Here is a 20,275-nt window from a genome sequence, read left to right on the forward strand (position 1 = left end):
ATGAGAGACGTCCTGTACCTGGAGCAGATCGAGCAGGCCGAAGCCCTGCTCAAGCCGCAGCGCGTGGAGGTGCTGCGGCAGCTGGCCGAGCCGCGCACCTGCACCGAGGTGGCGGCCCGGCTGGAGCAGACGCCGCAACGCGTCTACTACCACGTCAAGCAACTGGTCGCGGCCGGTCTCGTCGACCTCGTCGCCGAGCGCAAGGTCCGCGGCATCACTGAGGGCATCTACCAGGCCGCGGCCCGCTCCTACTGGCTCTCGCCCCGACTGGTCGGGCGGATCGGGCTGCGCCGGGCCCGCGACGAGCTGAGCCTGGGCTACCTGCTCGACCTGATGGAGGAGGTCCAGGCCGACATCGCCACGCTCGACCGGGCCGCGCCCGAGCTGCCCTCGGTCGGGGTGTCCGGTGAGATCCGGGTGCCGGCGGAGCAACGCCAGCAGTTCCTGCACGACCTGCAGACCGCTCTGCAGGACCTGTTCACCCGCTACGGCGGCGCTGAGGGAGACGCCTTCAAGCTCGCCGTGGCCTGCTACCCGAAGGGGAAAGACCGTGAGTGAATCGTTGAAGATGCACGCCCGCCTCGCCGCTCCGATCGAGGCCGTCCGCCGGGCCATCACCGACGCCGCCGAGCTGCGCGTCTGGCTGGCCGAGCACGCCGAGGTCGAGCTGCCGAAGCGGTACGAGTTCTGGGGGCGCTACACGCCGGAGGGGGAGGCGCCCCACCAGCGGCTGCTGCACGTCGACAACGACACGCTGCGCTTCGCCTGGCTGCTGGACGGAGTGGAGACCACCACCGAGTTCAGCCTGCGGGCCGACGGTGACTCGACCGTGGTCACGCTGGACCAGAGCCACTTCAACTTCGAAGAGGCGATCAGCGGCACCAGCATCCGAGGCATGCTGCAGACCTTCTGGAGCCTGGCGATCGCCAACCTCGCCGCGCACGTCGAGGGGCAGCCGCTGATGCCGAAGACCGACTTCACCTCGGCCGAGCTGCGCGGCGAGATGGTCATCAACGCGCCGATGGCCAAGGTCTACCAGTCGCTGACCGACTCCGAGCAGGCCAGCGCCTGGTTCGGCTACCCGATCGGGATCGAGCCCTGGGTCGGCGGCCGCTACGCCATGGGCGGCTTCGAAGCCGGCTACGCCGCCAAGGTCATCGACCTCGACCCGGGCCGGAAGATGTCCGTCGACTGGGGGCCGACCGGCGTGACCACCTGGGAGCTCGCCGAGTCGGACGGGAAGACCAAGCTCACCTTCGTGCAGAGCGGCTTCGACGAGTCGAACCCGCCGTACGGGGCCTGGACCGGGTCGGTGTCCGGCCTCGCGGAGCTGCGCCGCTACCACGAGATGCAGGACTGGCAGTCGATCTGGCTCTCCGTCGAGATGCCGGGCGCGCAGCCCGAGACGGCCGCCGCTGCCGGCTGACCGGGACCGAACCGACCGCGGGTCTCGAGATCTCGCGGCACACCACCGGACATGAAGCGCCTGACCGCTCACGAGCGGTCAGGCGCTTCGTCGTGGCCCTGAGCCGAACCACCCGGTGGGTACAGAGTCGATCATTCCGAACAAGGGATTCCGAACTTGCCTGACGGTCGGATCAGGGAAGACAGCCCAGGTACCGGGTGAACATGGGACAATTTCACCATAGGGTGCCAATCGATACGAGTGCCGGACGACCAGGTTCGCCGGCGCGCGGCGCCCTTGCGTGCCTGCGCCCCGACGGGTGGTCAAGTGCCTCCGCCGAAACCCGGGCTCAGGCCCTTCTAGGAGGGAGCAACGGTGATGATCCGACGTACTCGACTTTGGGCTGTGGCTGTGGCGGCCGGCGCGGCGGTAGCGGCCACCGCCGTGGGTAGCGCGGCCATGGGCGACGGGCGGGACGATTCGGGCGACAAGCGCGAATCGCACGGCTCCTGGGACTCGAGCGACTCGCGGGACTCCGGTGATTCGCGGGACTGGCGCGACTCGCGGGATGGCAAGGAGCGGGAGCGGCAGCTGGCCGTCCGGGCGAGGCTCAGCGGCTACCAGGAGGACCCGCTCACGATCTCCACGCCCGGGAACGGGCGGTTCGAGGCGAAGATCGACGAGCGGAACAAGGAGATCACGTACCGGCTGAGCTACGACGACCTGAAGGACGTCCAGCAGGCGCACATCCACTTCGGTGGGCGGCACCAGAGCGGCGGGATCGCGGTCTTCCTGTGCTCGAACATCAAGGACGGGAAGGGCGGCCCGTCGAAGGACGTCCAGTCCTGCCCCGAGGCTCCGGCCACGATCAAGGGGACCATCAAGCCCGATGACGTCGTCGGCCCCGCCGACCAGGGCATCGAGCCCGGCGAGTTCGACGAGCTCGTCGACGCGATCGAGGCCGGTGTCACGTACGTCAACGTGCACACCAAGAAGTACCCGAACGGCGAGATCCGGGGCCAGATCAAGAAGGACGACGACCGGAAGAAGGACGACGACCGGAAGGACGACGGGAAGAAGGACGACGACCGGAAGGACGACGGGAAGAAGGACGACGACCGGAACTGGGACGCCAGCGACCGCCGGGCCTGGGAAGAGAGCGACGAAGGCCGGGGCTCCGACAAGGGCGACGAGTGGGGCTCCGACAAGGGCGACGAGTGGAGCTCGGACAAGGGCGACGAGTGGAGCTCCGACAAGGGCGACGACTCGGGCTCGGACAAGGGCGACGAGTGGGGCTCCGACAAGGGCGACGACTCGGGCTCGGACAAGGGCGACGAGTGGGGCTCCGACAAGGGTGAGGACCGGGAGTCGGACAAGGGCCACGACAAGGGCGAGGACAAGGCCGACGACAAGAGCGACGAGCACCGCGACGAGAAGTGATCAGCGGCAGTCGACGGACTGAACGCCCGACCCGCATGACGGGTCGGGCGTTCTGCCGTGCCGGGCCCGCGCCGCCGCACAGCGCGGAGGATCTGTGGTGATGAACGGTGTCCCGCTGGGTACTGCCCGGCAATGTTCTTCATCTTCGGGCTCCGCACCAAGGTCGACCGGTCCGGCGTGGTCAGCGAGGTCTGCCGCAACTGTGGCAACCAGGCCGCGCAGGTGATCACCCGGCGGTCCACCAAGTTCACCCTCTTCTTCGTCCCGCTGATCCCGGTCCGCACCCGCTACGCGCAGCAGTGCACGTACTGCGGCGCCCAGTACGAGATCAGCAAGGCCGAGGCGCAGCGCCTCCCGGTCGGCTGAACCGGCGATGACCCGCTTCCTGTGCTGGCTGATCGGTCGGGAACCGGCCGATCCCATCCCGGTGCACACCGTCGTCCGTCCGCCGTGCACCCCGGGGCGCCGCCCCCGACGTCGGCGGCATCGCCGACCCTTCGCCGGCACCGGGTTGCCCCGCTCGCCCTGGAACCGCTCCGCCGGCCGGTGACGCCCCCGCCGGTCATGTGATCTTCGACCCGGGCCGGACCCTGCCTCGATCTGCGGCACCTACGCTGGGATGGCCGTCCGAACGGGGAGAATCGTGCGCAACCACCCGGCCGTCGTGCTGGTCGCCGTCCTGCTGTCCACGTTGTTGCTGCCGCTGTCGCTGACCGGCGCCTCGGTCGCGCTGCCGGACATCGGCCGGGACCTCGACGCCGGTCTGGCCGGGGTCCAGTGGGTGGTCAACGGCTACAACGCCACCTTCGCCAGCTTCATGCTCGCCGCCGGTGCCCTCGCCGACCTGCTCGGCCGGCGCAGGGTCTTCGCCACCGGCGTGGCGATCTTCGCCGGCTCCGGGCTGCTCGGCGCGGTGGCCGGCGACATCCTGCTGCTCGACGCCCTCCGCGCCCTGGCCGGTGTCGGCGCGGCCGCCGCCGCGACCAGCGCCTCGGCGCTGCTCGCCGGCGCGTTCCACGGCCCGGCCCGGGCCCGCGCGTTCAGTCTCTTCGGTACGACGATCGGGGTCGGCCTGGCCTTCGGACCGTCCATCGCCGGACTGCTCATCGACACCCTCGGCTGGCGGGCGGTCTTCGCCGCACCGGCCCTCGCCGCGCTGGTGGTGCTGGCCCTGGTGCCGCTGCTGCCCGAATCCCGGGCCCCGCACAGCGGCCGGATCGACTGGCCGGGCACGGTCTCGTTCACCGCCGCGCTGCTTTTGCTGATCTTCGGCTTCGTGCAGGGCCCCGAATTCGGCTGGTACGACCCGCGGATCATCGTCGCGTTTGCCGCCGCGCTGGCGCTGCTCGTGATCTTCGCCCGGGTGGAGCGCCGCCGCGCCGACCCGATGTTCGACCTCGCCCTGCTGGCCAGCCCCCGCTTCCTCGGCATCTGCCTGGCGGCGGCCACCATCGTGGCGGTGCTGGTGCCGTTGCTGGTCTACCTGCCGTCGTACCTGACCACGGTGGTCGGGCTGACGCCCGGCGCGGCCGGCGCGACGCTGATCCTGCTGACCGCGCCCACCCTGGCGCTGCCGATGCTGACCGGGGTGCTGACCCGGCTGGTGCCGGCCGCGCTGGTGATCGTGGTGTCGGTGGCCGTGGTGGCGGTCGGCGCGGCCTGGGCCACCGTGCTCGGCCCGCACCTGCACGTCGCCGCGCTGGCCGGTCCGCTGCTCACCATCGGCGTGGGGGTCGGGCTCTCCATCGGGCTGCTGGACCAGTTGGCCATCTCCAGCGTGGCGGCGAGCCGGGCGGCGACCGGCGCCGGCATGATCAACACCGCCCGGTTGGCCAGCGAGACGGTCGCCATCGCGGTGGTCGGGGCGGTCCTGGCCAGCACCACGGCCGGCCGGCTCGCCGATCCCGGTTTCACCAGCGGCCTGCGGACCGTGCTCTGGAGCATGGCGGGCGTGGCCCTGGCTGCCGCCGTGCTCGTCGCCGTCCTGGTCCGCCGCGCCGCGCCCCTCCCGGTGCCGGCCACCGTCGGGCGCCGCTGACCGGGCCTCGGCTCGACGTCGACGACCGCCACCCCGCGTGGGCCGCGCCGGACGGGTGCGGGGCCGGCATATCCTGGCGGATCATGACGAGCAGCGAGCAGCGGCTGACCGCGATCCGGGGCGGCGCGCCACCCCGGCGGCACAACGCCCGGACGATCGCCGCGTTGACCGGCAACCCGGGCTGCACCCGCCGGGCCGTGCTCGACGGCGCGGGAGTGGACAAGCCGAAGCTGGCCGAGCGGATCGGCTTCCCCGCGCGGTTCGGGCAGTCCCGGTTCGCCATCACCCGGGGCAACGCCTTCGAGGCGCAGGTCAAGGCCGACGGCGGCGTCGAGCTGCTGCGGCTGGTCGCCGAGCGGCTGGCGGTGGCGATGCCGGCGACGTCGAGCTGGACGGACCTCGGCGTCGACACCGACGACGGCACCGCTGCCCGTCAACAGCGCTCCGCCGCGCTGCTGGCCGCTGCCGCGTCGACCGCGAGCGGCGACGACTCGGCCGCGCCGGACGGCGAGGACGTCGCCGCGCTCTTCGACCATCCGCTGCTCGGCCTGGACGTCGCCGGTCGACGGGTGAACCTCGAACCGGATCTGGTCGCCGCCCGACTCGCCGGCCGGTTCCACATCGTGGAGATCAAGTCGTTCCCGGTGGTCGACGGGCAGGCCGATCCGGCGAAGGTCGCCGCCGCCGCGATCCAGTCCGCCGTCTACGTGCTGGCGCTGCGCGAGCTGCTCGCCGCCGCCGGGCACGACCCGGAGCTGGTGTCGCACGACGTGGTGCTCATCTGCCCGCAGGACTTCACCTTCCGGCCGGTGGCCAGCCTGCTCGACGTGCGCAAGCAGCTGCTGGTGCTGCGCCGCCAGCTGGACCGGATGGCCCGGATCGACGACCTGCTGGACGCGGTGCCCGAGGGTTTCAGCGCCGACCCGACCGCCGACCCGGCGACCCTGGCTGCCGCGCTGTCGACGGTGCAGGCCCGCTACGCGCCGGAGTGCCTGGCCACCTGCGAGCTCGCGTACTTCTGCCGGCACGAGGCGCGCGGCCACACCGGGGCGCTGGGCCGGCCGGTCCGCGAGTCGCTCGGCGGGCTCGCGACCGTGGCGGAGGTGCTGGCGCTGGCTGCCGGCGAGCGCGCCCCCGAGCCGGAGCAGGCCGAGGCCGCCGCGCTGCTGCGGGCCGCCGCCCGGTTGCGCGCCGACGCCCTCGGCGTTCCGTCATGAGTACGCTGCGCGCGCTGGCGAAGGCGCAGGCACTCGCCGCCGGGGTGGCCCAGCCGGTGGCCACCGTGCGGCATCTGCACCTGCACGAGCGGCCGCTGGTGCTGGTGCCGCTGGCCATGGCCGGCGAGGCGAACGCCCCGCTCGCCGCGCTGGTCGGAGCGGCGCCCGACGAGGCCCGACTGCTGATCGTGCCGCAGCCCCGTAACCGGGACCAGCGCTACCGGTTCGCCGCCGAGTTGGCCGCGACCGTGCTGCCGTACCTGGACGGGCATCGCGCGGTCAGCGAAGCCGTGCCGGTCGACCGGGGACGGGACGTCCGGTACCGCTACGTCGATGCGCCGCAGCTGCTGGTGCCGAACCCGGCCGGGATCAACTTCCTGCGGCTGTTCGGCCGCTCCACCCGGTTCCGTCGGGCGGACGGGGAGTACCCGGTGCACCCGTCGGTGCCGCTGCTCGGACGCTGGCTGACCTTCTTCGCCGAGCGGGCCGAGCATCCCGGATCGTCGGCGCTGCTGGCGATGACCGACGCGCTGACCCTGCACTGGGCGACCGGGCAGAGCGCGGTGGAGGACCTGCACCTGCCGGCGCTGCTCGGCTGGGTCGACCCGCCGCCCGGGCTCACCGGCGCCGAGGCGGCGGCCCGCGCCGAGGACCCGTCGCTCTGCCCACCGGCTGGGCCGGTCACCGACCCCGACTTCGACAACCAGCGGCTCGCCCCAGCCATCGCCGGGTACGCCGACGCCGACGCCGACCCGGCTGCCCGCGTCGAGGCGTACGCGACGCTGGAAGGGCTGCTGCGCGAGCAGCTCGCTCCCACCTGGGAGCTGATGTGGCGCGGCATCGGACTGCTGCGCGGCCTGCCACCCGGCGCCCGGGTGCCGGGCCGGTGGGCCGGCGACCGGGACGCCTTCACCGCGCACGCGGAGCACGTCGATGCCGGTGGTGCCCCGCAACCTCGCCGGGACGGGGCGGTGGCCGCGGCGTTGCGGCTGCACCGGCTGGAGCGGGCACTGACCGCTTACACCGTGCAGCGCGCCTACGACGACCCGCTGGTGATGGCCGAGCACCGGCTGACCGGTGAGGCGTTCGTCGGCGAGGTGACGCTGACCGACCCGAAGCGGGTCGACGACAGCGGCAAACGGCCGGTGCTGCGTCCCCGGATCCAGCTGGTCACCACCGAACCGGTGCTGGTGCCGGTCGGCGCGACGCTGTACTCGCCGGCCCGGTCCGGTCAGAAGGCCCGGGTGGTCTTCGTGACCCCGGCCGCGGACGGCAAGACCGAGGTGGTGCTGGAGCTTTCCGGCGGGATGGGGCGTGGGCTGACCGCGCCACCGGGCAGCGTGCCCGAGGTGGGCGAGCGGCTCTGCTACACCACCCTCTCCGACGCCTTCATGCCGGCCGGCGCCTTCCCGGCCCCGGAGGAGACCCCCTGGACCCACCGCGATCCGCCGGCCCCCGCTCCCGGCTCGTCCTCCGCTCCCGCCGCGGCTGAGGGTGACCCCAGCGAGGAGTGGGCCTGACCGCAGGGCCGGCTGGCCCGCCGGCCAGGTGAGCTACAGCCAGGCCGGGATGAGCCCGTGGTGGGCAGCGATCGCTCTTCGCGCTCGCTGTCGAGCTGCCCCACAGATGGGCCACCCGGGTGCCGGAACCGAGGTGCCAGGGCGGCGGGTCGGAACGGCGGGCGAGGACGCCAGGCTGCGAGACCGAGGCGCCAGGAGCCGGGCGCCGGACGGGCGGGTCGATGTGCCGGAGCACGGGCGGGGATCATGCTGCCCCATATCTGGGGCAGTTCGACAGGAGCGTGGTTGACCCATCGAGGCCAGCCGGGTTGTCCAGGCCCGCGCGACAGCCGGGACCGTCCGCAGGGGAGTGCCGCGCCCGGGCCGGTAGGGCCGAGCGCGCGGGCCGCAGTGTCGGTGACGCGACCGCCCGGAGCGCCCGGAACGCGCCGGTCGGCCCTGGCGAGGGCACCGGGCGCTGACTAGGCTTTCCAGGTTTGCCGGGGACCGGTCCGTCCGTCGAGGTGCCCGCACGAGAGGGAGCCGGAGCGACCGTGCCGCCGCAGGACGTGAAGCAGGTCGCCGCGACGAGCGCCGCCCCGCCCCCCACCGGCCAGTCACCGGCCGGAGCGTCACCGCCGCGTTCGGCGTCGGCTGCATCCGGGGCGACGCCCGTCGTAGTGACCCGCACCGGTCGCCTCGGCCCGGTCGCCGCCGCCGGTGTCGTGCTGCTCGAGGCGATCTGGCTGGTGGCGGCGCTGCCCGGCGCCGCCCTGGTCAGCGACCTCGGCGCATTGCTGGTGGCCGGCTGGGCGGCGGTCGTCTGCCTGGGTGTCGCGCACCGGCACCCGGCCGCGCTGCGCCGGTTCTGGGTCCTGCTGGCCGCCACCATGGCGCTGGCCGCGCTCGGCCGGGCACTCTGGACGGTGCAGCGGCTCGTCGGCGGCGAGCTGCCGCACACCCCGCTGATCGGGGCGGTCTTCACCGCCGGCATCCTCACCGGCACCGCCGCGCTGCTCTGCTCGCTCTCCGCCCCGCGTACCGCGGTGGGTCGGGCCCGCACCCTGCTGGACGGGGTGATCGTCGGGTTGGCGCTGGTCCCGATCGGCTGGGTGGTGGTGTTCCGCAACGTCGCCGCGGCCGACCTGGCCGATCCGGTCCGCACCCTCGGGCTGCTCTACCCGATGCTCGACCTGATGCAGCTGACCATCCTGGTGGCGGTGGCCGGCCCGGCCCGGCCGCTATGGCGGCCGATGACCATCATCGCGGCCAGCCTCGCCACCCGGGCGCTCGCCGATGCCGCGTACGTGTCGCTCGCCGCGCGCGGCGACTACTTCTCCGGCCATCCGATCGACGTCTGCTGGCCGATCAGCTACCTGCTGATCGCCGCCGCCACCCGGTACCCGCCGCCCCAGGAGTGCCCGGACGCCGAGGAGACGGCCGAGCCGCCGTTGCAGCCGTGGTGGCGGGTGGCGCTGCCGTACCTGCCGGTCGGCGGGGCGATCGTGGCCGTGATGCTGGCCCGCCAGCCGTCCGGGCAGACCCCGAAGCTGATCTTCGTGGTCATGATGACGCTGCTCGCCGCGCTCGCTCTACGGCAGGGGCTGGCCGCCAACGAGAACCTGTGGCTGGCGGCCCGGCTGCGCCGGCTCGCGTACACCGACCAGCTCACCGGGCTGCCGAACCGGCTGATGTTCAACCGGCGGCTGCGCCGGGCGTTGCGCGACGACGGGCCGGTGGCCGTGCTGCTGCTCGACCTGGACGGGTTCAAGCAGGTCAACGACCGGTTCGGGCACGCCACCGGTGACACCCTGCTGACCGGGCTGGCGGCCCGGATGCGGGCCGCGGTCGACGGCGACGGCACCATCGCCCGGCTCGGCGGGGACGAGTTCGCGGTGCTGGTGGACCGCGGGCGGCCGGTGCCGCCGGAGCGGTTGGCCGAGCGGCTGCTGGACGCGCTGCAACCTTCCGACGGGGAGGAGGACGTCGGGGTGCACCCGTCGGCGAGCATCGGCATCGCCGAGTACGGGCCACAGCACGCGTCGCACACCGACCTGCTGCGCGACGCCGACATCGCCATGTACGCGGCGAAGGCGGCCGGTAAGTCCGCGTACCGGACCTGCACGCCGGCGCTGCGGGAGTCGGCGGTGTCCCGGGCGGAGCTGATCGCCGACCTGCGCCGAGCGGTGGACGAGGAGCAGCTGCACCTGGAGTACCAGCCGATCGTCGACCTGGCCAGTGGTGCGGTGCGCAGCGCGGAGGCGCTGGTGCGCTGGCGGCACCCCCGGCTCGGGGTGCTGCCCCCGGCCCGGTTCCTGCCGCTGGCCGAGGAGACCGGGCTGATCCTGCCGATCGACCGCTGGGTGATCCACGAGGCGTGCCGGGCCGCGGCGATCTGGCGGGACCGGGCGCCGCGCGCCACCGTGGCGGTGAACATCGCGGCCGCGCACCTGCGCCGGCCGGACCTGATCGCCACGGTCACCGCGGCCACCGCCGCAGCCGGGCTGGCCCCGCGGGCGCTCACCCTTGAGCTGACCGAGTCGGCGTTGATCGAGGGGAGCGAGGCGGTGCTGGACCGGCTGCGCCAGCTGCGTGAGCTGGGCATCCGGATCGCCATCGACGACTTCGGCACCGGCTACTCGTCGCTGAGCTACCTGCACCGCATCCCGGCCACCGAGCTGAAAGTCGACCGTTCCTTCGTGGCCCGGCTCGACTCGGACGACGACCGGGCGTACGCCACGGTCGAGATGGTGACCCGGCTCGCCGGCGCGTTCGACCTGTCGGTGGTGGCCGAGGGGGTGGAGACCGCCGCGCAGCACGAGGCGGTGTCCGCGATCGGCTGCGCGCATGGGCAGGGCTGGCGGTACGGCCGTCCGGTGGGTCTGGCCGAGCTGTCGACGCGGGTGACTCCTCTGGACGCCCGGGACTGATCGTCACCGCTTCGTGACCGGGTGGGGTCCGGCGGGCGACCCGGCACGTGGTGCGACTCTTCACCCGGCCCGACGAGCGCGGCGACGAGGCGCAGCCGAACCCGCGCGGATTTTCGGCCCCAGGACGGAAGAGGGCCGCAGAATCGGGCTTGACCCTCACGTAACGGCAGGCGGGAACCTGGTTTCCGGAAGGAGGGAAGCCATGGCGTACACGGTGGGCCAGGTGGCGAAGGTCGCCGGCGTGACGGTACGGGCGCTGCACCACTACGACGAGATCGGGTTGCTCTCGCCGAGCGGGCGCACGGCGGCCGGCTACCGCCGCTACGACGACGCGGACCTGGAGCGGTTGCAGCTCATCCGCTACTACCGGGAGCTGGGGTTCCCGTTGGAAGAGATCGCCGCGATCCTCGACGAGCCGGCGGCTGACCCGGCGGCGCACCTGCGCCGCCAGCACGAGCTGCTGACGGTCCGGATCAAGCGAATGCAGGAGATGGTCACGGCGATCGAGTTCGCGATGGAGGCGAGCAAGATGAACATCCGGCTTACCCCGGAGGAGCGGTTCGAGGTCTTCGGGGACTTCGACCCGGACGCGCACGCCGAGGAGGCGGAGCAGCGGTGGGGCGGCAGCGACGCGTACCGGGAGTCGAACCGGCGGGCGTCCCGCTACGGCAAGGAGGACTGGCTGCGGATCAAGGAGGAGAACGAGGACTGGGGACGGCGGATCGTCGCGCTGATGTCGACCGGCGCGCCGGCGGACGGCCCGGCGGCGATGGAGTTGGCCGAGGAGCACCGGCAGATCATCGGCCGCTGGTTCTACGAGTGCTCGTACGAGATCCACACCGGTCTGGCCGACATGTACATGGCCGACGAGCGGTTCACCGCGCACTACGAGAACCTGGCGCCCGGGTTGGCGGCGTACCTGCACGAGGCGATCCACGCCAACGCGATCACCCGCGCCTGACGGGCCCCGGGCGGAACCGATACGGGCCGCGCCCCGATGTGGGGCGCGGCCCGTTCCCGTCACTCCCCGACCGGCTCGACCAGATAGTCGTAGACGGTGCGGGCCAGCCGCCGGACGGTCTCGTCGCCGCTGGCCATCGGGCCGGAGGTGAGGAAGGCGACCGCGACCTGCGAGCCGGGAATCAGGTAGTAGCCGACGTCGTGCGAGGCGTCCGGCAGGTCGCCGGTCTTGTGCGCCACCGGCACGCCGGGCGGCAGCGCCGCCGGGATCTTGGTGTTCAGGGTCTGCTCGGCCATGAAACCGATCATCAGGTCGCGGGTGTCCGGGCTGAGGATCTGCGCGTCCCAGACCGCGCCGAGCAGCGCCACCACGTCGTCCGGGCTGGTGTAGTTCTCCTCGCCGCGCATGGCGGCCTCGGTGTCGAGCATCTTGCGGGCCAGCACCGTCTCCCGCTGGTTCATCGAGTCGATCAGCGCGTTGACCGGGGCGAAGCCGCCCAGGTAGTCGATCAGCACGTTCGCCGCCGTGTTGTCGCTAAATTTGATCATGTATTGGGCGAGCCGGTACAGGGTGACCACCTGCGGGAAGTCCTCGTACTGCAGCTCGCCGGTGCCGTCCACCACCTGAGCCGGGGTGACCAGCACCCCGTCGTCCAGCGACACCTGGCCGCAGTCCACCCGGCGCAGCAGCTCGACCAGGATCCACAGCTTGATCACGCTGGCCGCCTTCGGGCGGAGCGTGCCGTTCACCGCGATCTGCTGGTCGCCGTAGCGGCCGGAGAGGTCGCGCACGGTCGCCCCGGCCGGGTTGGCGGTGGAAGCGTCCACGACCTGCTGGAGCTGCCCGGCGAGGGGAAGCAGTTGGCGGCCGGCGATCGGGTCGGTGGGCGGCTGCGGCTCGGTGACCACGTCGCCGACCAGCCCCTGCGGCTCGGCGTCGGGCCGGGTCACCTCGACGATGCCCCGGGTGCGGCCGACCAGCGGGACGTCGTAGGCGTAGGTCGTACCGTCGACGGTGACCTCGCCGCTGGCCACCCGGCCGTCGACGCGCATCTCCGGGTCGGCGACCCGGCCGGTGTCGCCGTCGCAGGCCCGGTAGCGCACGGTGCGCGTCTCGCTGTCGACGGAGAAGACCGCGCCGGGGAAGGCCAGCCAGGCGAGGGTGCTGGCCGGCGGTCGCGGGGCGGCGGGCTGGGGTCCGCCGCCGTCGGCCGCCGCCGGCCCGGCGGCCAGCAGCGCGAGCGCGACGCCCGCGGCGGCCAGCTTGACCGGGGGTACGCGACGCGCCGACCGCCGGGAAGATGAGCGCTTCTTGTCGGTTTTCTTCACGTTTGTACGATAAGAAGCGGGCGGGGCGGGTGGTGCATCCGGCGACGGCGTCACCCGTCCGGGTGCGGCGACGGCGCGCAACCGCCGGCACGCGGGATCATCACTCGGTCATCCACACCACCGGAGGTCCACAGTGCTCATCGTCGCCGGCAGTCTCTACGTCGACCCCGCCGGGCGCGACGCCTACCTGGCCAGCTGCCTGGACACCGTCCGCCAGGCCCGCTCCGCGCCCGGCTGCGTCGACTTCGCGGTCAGCCCCGACCCGGTCGAGCCTGGGCGGATCAACGTCTACGAGCGTTGGGAATCCGAGGAGCAGCTACTGGCCTTCCGTGGCGCCGGCCCGGCCGAGGAGCAGACCGTGGCGATCCTCGGCGCCGAGGTCCACCGTTACCTCATCTCCGCCGTAGAGGCCCCATAGACCCCGACCGGTCACATGGGGGGTGGGGCCGGCGTCGGTTCTGGGGGGAGGTTCGGGGCCAGGCGGCGCAGTGAGGTGAAGGTGGGCACCAGCGCGTCGTACAGCTCGGCGAAGAGCGGCAGGAGCGTGGCGTAGGTCGCGGCGGCCGCCGGGTCGGGTCGGATGGTCTCCTCGATGTGGACCAGGTCGTAGGCCACGTCGATGGAGGTGATCAGGCCGAGGGCCTGCATGCCGAGCACCGCGGCGCCGAAGCTGGAGCCCTCGTGGCCGCCCGGGAAGCTCAGCGGGACGCCGAGCACGTCGGCGAGCATCTGCCGCCACAGGCCGCTGCGGGCGAACCCGCCGCTGGCCCGGATCTCCCGGACCTCGTTGCCGGCGGAGCGGACCGAGGCGAGCACCACCGCCAGCTGCTGGCAGACCCCCTCCAGCGCGGCCCGGATCAGGTGCTCGCGGCGGTGCCCGTGGGTCAACCCCACGTACGCGCCGCGGGGCAGCGCGCTCCAGTGCGGCGCGCGCTCGCTCAGCAGGTACGGCAGCATGATCAGCCCGCCCGAGCCGACCGGAGCGCGGGCGGCCAGCGCCAGCAGCTCCGGCTCGGCGTGCGCGCCGAGCTCCGGGGCGAGCGCGTTGCCGGCCCAGTGCAGCACGATGCCGCCGTTGTTGATCGCGCCACCGACCACCCAACGGTCCTCGGTCAGCGCGTAGCAGAACACCCCGCCGAGCGGGTCCACGTTGGGGCGCTCGACCATCACCCGCATCGCGCCGCTGGTGCCGATCGAGCAGGCCACCATGCCGGGATGCACCGCGCCGAGCCCGAGGTTGGCCAGCGGGCCGTCGCCGGCGCCGACCACCACCGGGGTGCGCTCGGGCAGGCCGGTGGCCGCGGCGGCCTCGGTGGTGAGGCCGGACAGCACGGTGGTGGTGGCCACGAGCTGCGGCAACTGCTCCTCGGTGATGCCGGCGACGGCCAGCGCCTCGGTGTCCCACTCCAACTGCTGGATGTCCATCAGGCCGGTGGCCGAGGCGAGCGAGTGGTCGGTGACCAGCACCTCGCAGAGACGCAGGAGCACCCAGTCCTTGATGCCCACCCAGTGCGAGACCCGTTCGAAGAGCTTCGGTTCCTGCTCGGCGAACCAGAGCAGCTTCGGCAGCGGGGCCATCGGATGCACCGGCGTGCCCGTACGGCGGTGCAGGGCCAGACCGGACGGTACGGCGCGCAGCCGCTCGGCCTGCCGGCTGGAACGGGAGTCGGCCCAGGTGATCGACGGGGTGATCGGGTTGCCGTCGGCGTCGAGGCCGATCAGGCTGTGCATCGCGCTGCCGAACGAGAGCCCGGCGACCGAGCGGTCCAGCTCGGCGACGGTCACCCGGATCGACTCCAGCACCGCGTCGAGGATCCGCTGCGGGTCCTGCTCGGCGTACCCGGGCTGCGGCTCGTCGAGGGGATAGCCGACGGAGTGGGTGGCGAGCTGGCGGCCCCGCGTGTCGTAGGCGACCGCCTTGGTGCTGGTGGTGCCGATGTCGACGCCGACCACCACGCCCCGGGATCCGCCCGAGCCGGCCACGACGCTCACCCCCCTCGCGCCGGACCGGCGGGCCGCCACCCGGCTGCGGGTGACGTTACCGAGACAGCCGGCACCCCGTACGGCGATCACGGGCCTCGGCGGTCGCCGAAGGATTGAGAGAATTGCGGTGACGGTCGTTGGGATTCGCAAATAGCGCCGATCTCCCCGTGTTTGTTACATCGCGGAATGTGGACCGCGCTATTTCATGCTACGCGTATTCGCGCTAATGAGACAGATGGGCCAGTTTGGACGCAGCGCGCCTGGCAGGGGCCCCGGGGAAACTGCTACGACAATATGCTCCCCGACGGATCCCTTCCGATGTCAATAGACGTAGATAAATAAACCATTCCCCATTCCCGGTCGACGTGCGAAGCGGAGTTCAGGAATGGGGCTGCCGCAGAGTTGCGGCTGCGCCACTATTGGGGGACACATGGCGGTCGTCGTAGTGCTGGATATCGACGAAACTCTGCGCGAGCAGCACAGCCTGACGATCGAAGTCCGTTCGGACGACGCCGGTGTCCCCGTCGCGATAGCCGCGCTCCGGCAGTCCCTGCTCCGGCTCGAAGCGACGGGAGCCGGCGGGGAGCCGGTCGGCCCGGCCTTCGTCTCGTCACCGATCGCCCTGCCCGGCGCGCAGCTTCTCGTGGTCGACCTCGGCCCACTCCCCGCTGAGCATGTCCTCGCCATACCGGAGCTGCTGGCGCGGCAACTGCGCGACGCCGGTGTGCGTGACGCGCTGATCTCGGTGGCCCGGCGCGGCCCGAACCACGACATCGAGGAGTTCGGCCTGTGCGCCCGGGCCTACCTGCGCGGGCCGCTCGGTGCGCCGTTCGGCGACGCCCCGTGCCAGCTGCCCCCGCCCCTGCTGGGCGTGGCGCTCGACTGGTTGCACGCCGAGCGCGAACCCGCGGACGAGCTGAGCGCCGTCGTGCTCGGCGTGCGGGTTCCGCTCACCGCCGAGGGGGCCGGCTCGGCCACCGCCGCCGTACTGGGCACCCTGCCCACGGCGATCACGATGACTCTGCTCGCCGGCGACCTCACCGACCGGCTGGTGGCCGCGACCGTCGGCGGCTACCACGACGTGCTACCGGCGGCGGCGTTCACCGTCGCGCCGGAACGCGCCGGCCCTGCCGACGCCGGCGAGCTGACCGGGCCGATGCACCGGCTGCGCGACAGGCTCCACGCGTGCAGCGGATTGCTGGTCTGGGCCGGAGTGGACGCCGAGCCGGACAGCCGCCGGGTGGCCACGCCACAGTGGTCGCAGCGGCTTCCGAGCGACGGAAAGCCGGTGACCCGGCTGCCGGGGGCGGAGATGCTCGCGGATGCGCTCGTCCCCGACGCCATGTGGTACCAGATCCTCTCCGCCGGGCACCTCGACCGGCTCGGCGGCCTGCCACCCGGGGCGACGCCGCTGCCCGGCCGGCGGGCCGAGTTGGCCATCGGGGACGCCGAGCAGTGGCTGCCGGGCCACCCCGACGCCCTCGAGGTCCGCGCCCGGGGCCGCGAGCTGCTCGCCGGCTGCCTGGTCGACGAGGCGCAGGCGTGGGCGATGGCGGCCGCCCGGATCCGCCGCGCCACGCCGCCCGCCGGCCGTTGACCGCACCGGGCAGGACGGTCGGCGCACCAGGGGTGTACGGGGCGCCGTGACGGCGACGAGAATGCCGATCAACGTGAATGTCCCTCGGTCGACGGCGTCCGGGGGACGCGACGGGGGGAGGACGCGGTGAAAGCATCAGCACGCATCGGCGCGGCGGTGACCGCCCTGGGGCTGGTCGTGGCCGGGCTCGGTGCGCCCCCGGCCGGCGCGCACCAGCGCGACCGCGGCTACTCGGCCGAGATCCGCCGAGCTTCCTACGGTGTTCCGCACATCACCGCCACGAACTTCGCCAGCCTCGGCTTCGGCGTCGGATACGTGCAGGCCGAGGACAACCTCTGCGTGATCGCCGAGAAGGTGGTGACGGTCAACGCCGAGCGGTCCCGCTACTTCGGGGCGACCGGCCCGACCGACGCGAACGTGCGCAGCGACCTGTTCTTCCGCAAGGCCATCGACGACCGGACGGTGCAACGGCTGCTCGACGGCCGCCGCGACGGCGTGCACTCCCCGTCCGACGACGTCCGCGACCAGATCCGCGGCTTCGTCGCCGGCTACAACTCCTACCTGCGCCGCACCGGCGCGGCGAAGCTCACCGACCCGGCGTGCCGGGCCAAGCCGTGGGTACGTCCGCTGACCGAACTGGACCTCTGGCGTACCACCTGGGCCAGCATGGTCCGGGCCGGCTCGCGGGCGGTGCTCGACGGGATCGTCGCCGCCGCCCCGCCCACCGCCACCGGCCCGGCCGCCGCGCAGGACGCCCCCGGCGCGGCCGCGGTGCTCGCCGCCTCCGACGGCGCCCCCGCCGGGGTGGGCAGCAACGCGTACGGGCTGGGCGAGGCGGCGACCGACAACCGGGGCGGAATGGTGCTGGCCAACCCGCACTTCCCCTGGGACGGCGCGGAGCGCTTCTACCGGATGCACCTCAAGGTGCCCGGCCGCTACGACGTGGAGGGCGCCGCGCTGATCGGCGACCCGATCGTCGAGATCGGGCACAACCGCACCCTCGCCTGGAGCCACACCGTCTCCACCGCCCGCCGGTTCGTCTGGCACCGCCTCGCGCTGGTGCCCGGTGATCCCACCTCGTACTACGTCGACGGCAAGGCACGAAAGATGACCACCCGCACGGTCACCGTCCAGGTGCCCGGCCCGAACGGCGGCACCGTGCCGGTCAGCCGGACCTTCCACGACACCCACTTCGGGCCGGTCGTGGTGGTGCCCGGCACCTTCGACTGGACCACCGGCAGCGCGTACGCCATCACCGACGTCAACGCCACCAACAACCGGGCCTTCGACGGCTGGCTCCAGATGGGCCGCGCCGGGACGGTGCGCGAGTTGAGGCGGGTGCTCGACCGCTACCAGTTCCTGCCCTGGGTCAACGTGATCGCCGCCGACGCCCGTGGCGAGGCGCTCTACGCCGACCACTCGGTGGTGCCCCGGGTGACCGACGCGCTCGCCGCCGCCTGCATCCCCGCCGCGTTCCAGCCGCTCTACGCCAGCAGCGGCCAGGCAGTCCTGGACGGCTCCCGGTCGGCCTGCGCGCTCGGTGCCGACCCGGACGCCGCGGTGCCGGGCATCCTCGGCCCGGCGAATCTGCCGGTGCGCATCCGCTCCGACTACGTCACCAACTCCAACGACAGCTACTGGCTGGCCAACCCGCAGGCTCCGCTGGAGGGCTACTCGCGGATCATCGGCGACGAACGGACCCCGCGCAGCCTGCGTACCCGGCTCGGCCTCGACCAGGTGCAGCAGCGCCTCGCCGGCACCGACGGGCTGCCCGGTCGCGGGTTCACCGCCGACCGGCTGTGGCGGACCGTGTTCGGCAACCGGGCGTACGGCGGCGAACTGGTCCGCGACGACCTGGTTGCGCTCTGCACCGCGCAGCCCACCGGCACCGCCACCAACGGCGTGACCGTCGACCTGCGCGCCGCCTGCGCCGCGTTGGCCCGCTGGGACCTGCACGTCGACCTGAACAGCCGCGGCGCGCACCTGTTCACCGAGTTCGTCCTGGCCGGCGGGCTGCGCTTCGCCGACACCTTCGCGGTGACCGACCCGGTGCGCACCCCGCGCCGGCTCGCCACCGCCGACCCGAGGGTCCGCACGGCGCTCGCCGACGCCGTGCAGCGCCTCGCCGGCATCCCGCTCGACGCCCGGCTCGGCGACGTACAGACCGAGCCGCGCGGCGACCGGCGCATCCCGATCCATGGCGGACGCGCCGAGGCCGGCGTCTTCAACATGATCATCAACAACCTGGTGCCCGGCGTCGGCTACCCGAAGGTGGTGCACGGCTCATCCTTCGTGATGGCCGTCGAGCTGGGCCCGCACGGGCCGTCCGGGCGACAGATCCTGACCTACTCCCAGTCCACCAACCCGAACTCCCCCTGGTACGCCGACCAGACCGCGCTCTACTCCGGCAAGGGCTGGGACACCATCAAGTACACCGAAGCGCAGATCAAGGCCGACCCGAACCTGCGCACCTACCGGGTGGGGGAGGGCCGCGGGCACTGAACAGCCGGCACGCGGGCGGCCGGGCCCCTGGTGGGCCCGGCCGCTGCCGGAAGATGAATCGTCGCACCAGTACCCCCCAATCGTCCAAATTACTCCGCTGTTCGGGTGGTTTGCCCCCGTGCAGCGTCTCCCCGCCGGTCCCCGCCGGAGTTAACCCGAGTGACACCCCGGTTGGTGGCCTGCGCGGCGAAGGAGTCGGCGTGGCAAGGACTGATTCGACGGGTTCCACATGGCGGTACCGGTGGGCGCACCGGCAGAACGAGCGCCGACACCGGACGTTCCGCAGCGCCGAGAGCGCCTGGCGGCGGCGCGACGACGACCTGCGTCGGCTACGCCTCCGCGCCGCCGACTTCCAGGGCTCCCCGGCAGCCGGCTCCGGCCTCCCGTTGGAGCTCGCCCCGGACGAGGCGGTGCTCTGGGTGCTGCCCGCCGCGCAACTGGTCGAGGTGCGGCACACCGCGGTCCTGCCCGCGCCGGACCTGACCGTCCATCCGGAGGCCGCGCCGCTGCGCCCGCGCCGCCCGGACGGGGTCCGGGTCACCGACGCCGGGATGGCCGTGATCACCAGCCGCCGCCTGGTCCTGCTCGGCGGGCGCGGCCGGCGCGACTGGGCGTACGGGAAGATGACCGGGTTGGCCCACGACCCGGCCGCGCCGGTCACCCTGATCCAGGTGCTGGACCGGCGTCGCACCTCCGGGCTGCTGCTGCCCGCCGCCGCGGCGGCCGATTTCCGGTTCATGCTGACCCTGGCGTTCGCCGACGCGATCGAACAGCGCGGCGCGGTGCTCGCCCAGCTCGACGACCTGATCGCCGAACACGCCCAGCTGAAGCCGTTCCGGCCGGCGGTCGCCACCCCGGGGCAGGCTCGGATCTACGCGCGGGTGCCCGGCGGCCGGCGTACCCTCGCGGTCGCCGCGGCCGTCGCGCTGCTCGTGCCCGCCGCGCTGATCGAATCCGGCCCGTCCGACCCGGCCGGCGAGCGGGCCGCCGCGGCCACCCCGGCGTCCAGCCCCAGCGGCGTCCCGGCTCTGATCCATCCGGTGGCCCCGACGCCCGCACCGGCCAAGCCGAAGCCGAAGCCGAAGCGCACCACCACGCCGTCGCCGACGCCGAGCGCCGAGCAGCGCTGCGGGGCCCCGGCCAACCCGATGGGGTACGACTTCTGCGGCGGCAACCGGATCCGTAAGCCGGCCGCCGAGATCTGCGACCACTTCGACTGCGCCCAGGAGTTCTGGGCCGGCCGGGGCTACCTGGTGCAGTGCCGCGACGGCGTGCTCAGCCTGACCGGTGGCCGCCGGGACGCCTGCACCTCGCACCGCGGCGTGCGTCGCACCGTCTGGACCTGACCGTCTCCACCCGCCGCCGGCTGTCGTTG

General features: G+C 73.1%; 15 protein-coding genes. 13 read left to right on the forward strand and 2 right to left on the reverse strand.

The genetic code is table 11. The features are described 5' to 3' along the window. The 9 genes from AB0C04_RS26490 (at position 1) to AB0C04_RS26530 (ending at position 11,490) form a co-directional block, all read left to right on the forward strand. On the forward strand, positions 1 to 558 hold the full coding sequence (locus AB0C04_RS26490) for a helix-turn-helix domain-containing protein (protein WP_350868998.1): 558 nt from the start codon (positions 1 to 3) through the stop codon (positions 556 to 558). Next, positions 551 to 1,426: an SRPBCC domain-containing protein gene (locus AB0C04_RS26495; RefSeq protein WP_357059406.1), complete on the forward strand. Its 876-nt coding sequence runs from the start codon at positions 551 to 553 to the stop codon at positions 1,424 to 1,426. Before AB0C04_RS26490 ends, AB0C04_RS26495 begins: the two co-directional genes overlap by 8 nt. Positions 1,427 to 1,810: 384 nt before the next feature. After that, positions 1,811 to 2,845, forward strand: a complete 1,035-nt coding sequence (locus AB0C04_RS26500) for a CHRD domain-containing protein (protein WP_357059409.1) — start codon at positions 1,811 to 1,813, stop codon at positions 2,843 to 2,845. 132 nt (positions 2,846 to 2,977) lie between these two features. Next, positions 2,978 to 3,211: a zinc-ribbon domain-containing protein gene (locus tag AB0C04_RS26505; RefSeq protein ID WP_357059412.1), complete on the forward strand. Its 234-nt coding sequence runs from the start codon at positions 2,978 to 2,980 to the stop codon at positions 3,209 to 3,211. A 277-nt stretch (positions 3,212 to 3,488) separates the two neighbouring features. Continuing rightward, positions 3,489 to 4,883, forward strand: a complete 1,395-nt coding sequence (locus AB0C04_RS26510; protein ID WP_357059415.1) for an MFS transporter — start codon at positions 3,489 to 3,491, stop codon at positions 4,881 to 4,883. Positions 4,884 to 4,966: 83 nt separating this feature from the next. Continuing rightward, entirely contained in the window at positions 4,967 to 6,100 is a 1,134-nt protein-coding gene (locus AB0C04_RS26515) for a hypothetical protein (RefSeq protein ID WP_357059418.1), read from the forward strand. Further along, on the forward strand, positions 6,097 to 7,620 hold the full coding sequence (locus AB0C04_RS26520; RefSeq protein ID WP_357059420.1) for a hypothetical protein: 1,524 nt from the start codon (positions 6,097 to 6,099) through the stop codon (positions 7,618 to 7,620). The genes AB0C04_RS26515 and AB0C04_RS26520 overlap by 4 nt, the downstream gene beginning before the upstream one ends. Positions 7,621 to 8,279: 659 nt before the next feature. Further along, complete coding sequence (locus AB0C04_RS26525; protein ID WP_357059423.1) at positions 8,280 to 10,529, forward strand: EAL domain-containing protein; 2,250 nt, start codon at positions 8,280 to 8,282, stop codon at positions 10,527 to 10,529. Positions 10,530 to 10,731: 202 nt separating this feature from the next. Beyond that, a complete protein-coding gene (locus AB0C04_RS26530; protein ID WP_357059426.1) occupies positions 10,732 to 11,490 on the forward strand; it encodes a MerR family transcriptional regulator in 759 nt (252 codons plus the stop codon). A gap of 59 nt (positions 11,491 to 11,549) precedes the next feature. Here the strand turns inward: AB0C04_RS26530 and AB0C04_RS26535 are convergent, their stop codons facing one another. Continuing rightward, positions 11,550 to 12,818: a serine hydrolase gene (locus AB0C04_RS26535; protein WP_357059429.1), complete on the reverse strand. Its 1,269-nt coding sequence runs from the start codon at positions 12,816 to 12,818 to the stop codon at positions 11,550 to 11,552. Positions 12,819 to 12,951: 133 nt separating this feature from the next. Here AB0C04_RS26535 and AB0C04_RS26540 point away from each other — a divergent pair, with 133 nt between their 5' ends. Next, positions 12,952 to 13,236, forward strand: a complete 285-nt coding sequence (locus tag AB0C04_RS26540) for an antibiotic biosynthesis monooxygenase family protein (RefSeq protein WP_357059432.1) — start codon at positions 12,952 to 12,954, stop codon at positions 13,234 to 13,236. Positions 13,237 to 13,247: 11 nt separating this feature from the next. Here AB0C04_RS26540 and AB0C04_RS26545 read toward each other — a convergent pair whose 3' ends face one another. Beyond that, a complete protein-coding gene (locus AB0C04_RS26545; RefSeq protein WP_357059435.1) occupies positions 13,248 to 14,801 on the reverse strand; it encodes a gluconokinase in 1,554 nt (517 codons plus the stop codon). A 430-nt stretch (positions 14,802 to 15,231) separates the two neighbouring features. Here AB0C04_RS26545 and AB0C04_RS26550 point away from each other — a divergent pair, with 430 nt between their 5' ends. The 3 genes from AB0C04_RS26550 (at position 15,232) to AB0C04_RS26560 (ending at position 20,246) form a co-directional block, all read left to right on the forward strand. After that, entirely contained in the window at positions 15,232 to 16,398 is a 1,167-nt protein-coding gene (locus AB0C04_RS26550; RefSeq protein ID WP_357059437.1) for a hypothetical protein, read from the forward strand. A 126-nt stretch (positions 16,399 to 16,524) separates the two neighbouring features. Next, positions 16,525 to 18,900 (forward strand): acylase, encoded by a 2,376-nt coding sequence (locus AB0C04_RS26555; protein WP_357059439.1) that lies wholly within the window; start codon positions 16,525 to 16,527, stop codon positions 18,898 to 18,900. A gap of 200 nt (positions 18,901 to 19,100) precedes the next feature. Further along, a complete protein-coding gene (locus tag AB0C04_RS26560) occupies positions 19,101 to 20,246 on the forward strand; it encodes a hypothetical protein (RefSeq protein WP_357059442.1) in 1,146 nt (381 codons plus the stop codon). The last annotated feature ends 29 nt before the right edge of the window (positions 20,247 to 20,275 follow it).

Source organism: Micromonospora sp. NPDC048909 (assembly GCF_040649635.1).
Lineage (GTDB): Bacteria > Actinomycetota > Actinomycetes > Mycobacteriales > Micromonosporaceae > Micromonospora.

Bases quoted from the DNA above. Each gene is read 5' to 3' on its own strand.
- AB0C04_RS26550 (WP_357059437.1), top strand. From the start codon at position 15,232: ATGGCGGTCGTCGTAGTGCTGGATATCGACGAAACTCTGCGCGAGCAG.
- AB0C04_RS26530 (WP_357059426.1), top strand. From the start codon at position 10,732: ATGGCGTACACGGTGGGCCAGGTGGCGAAGGTCGCCGGCGTGACGGTA.
- AB0C04_RS26505 (WP_357059412.1), top strand. From the start codon at position 2,978: ATGTTCTTCATCTTCGGGCTCCGCACCAAGGTCGACCGGTCCGGCGTG.
- AB0C04_RS26515 (WP_357059418.1), top strand. From the start codon at position 4,967: ATGACGAGCAGCGAGCAGCGGCTGACCGCGATCCGGGGCGGCGCGCCA.
- AB0C04_RS26520 (WP_357059420.1), top strand. From the start codon at position 6,097: ATGAGTACGCTGCGCGCGCTGGCGAAGGCGCAGGCACTCGCCGCCGGG.
- AB0C04_RS26490 (WP_350868998.1), top strand. From the start codon at position 1: ATGAGAGACGTCCTGTACCTGGAGCAGATCGAGCAGGCCGAAGCCCTG.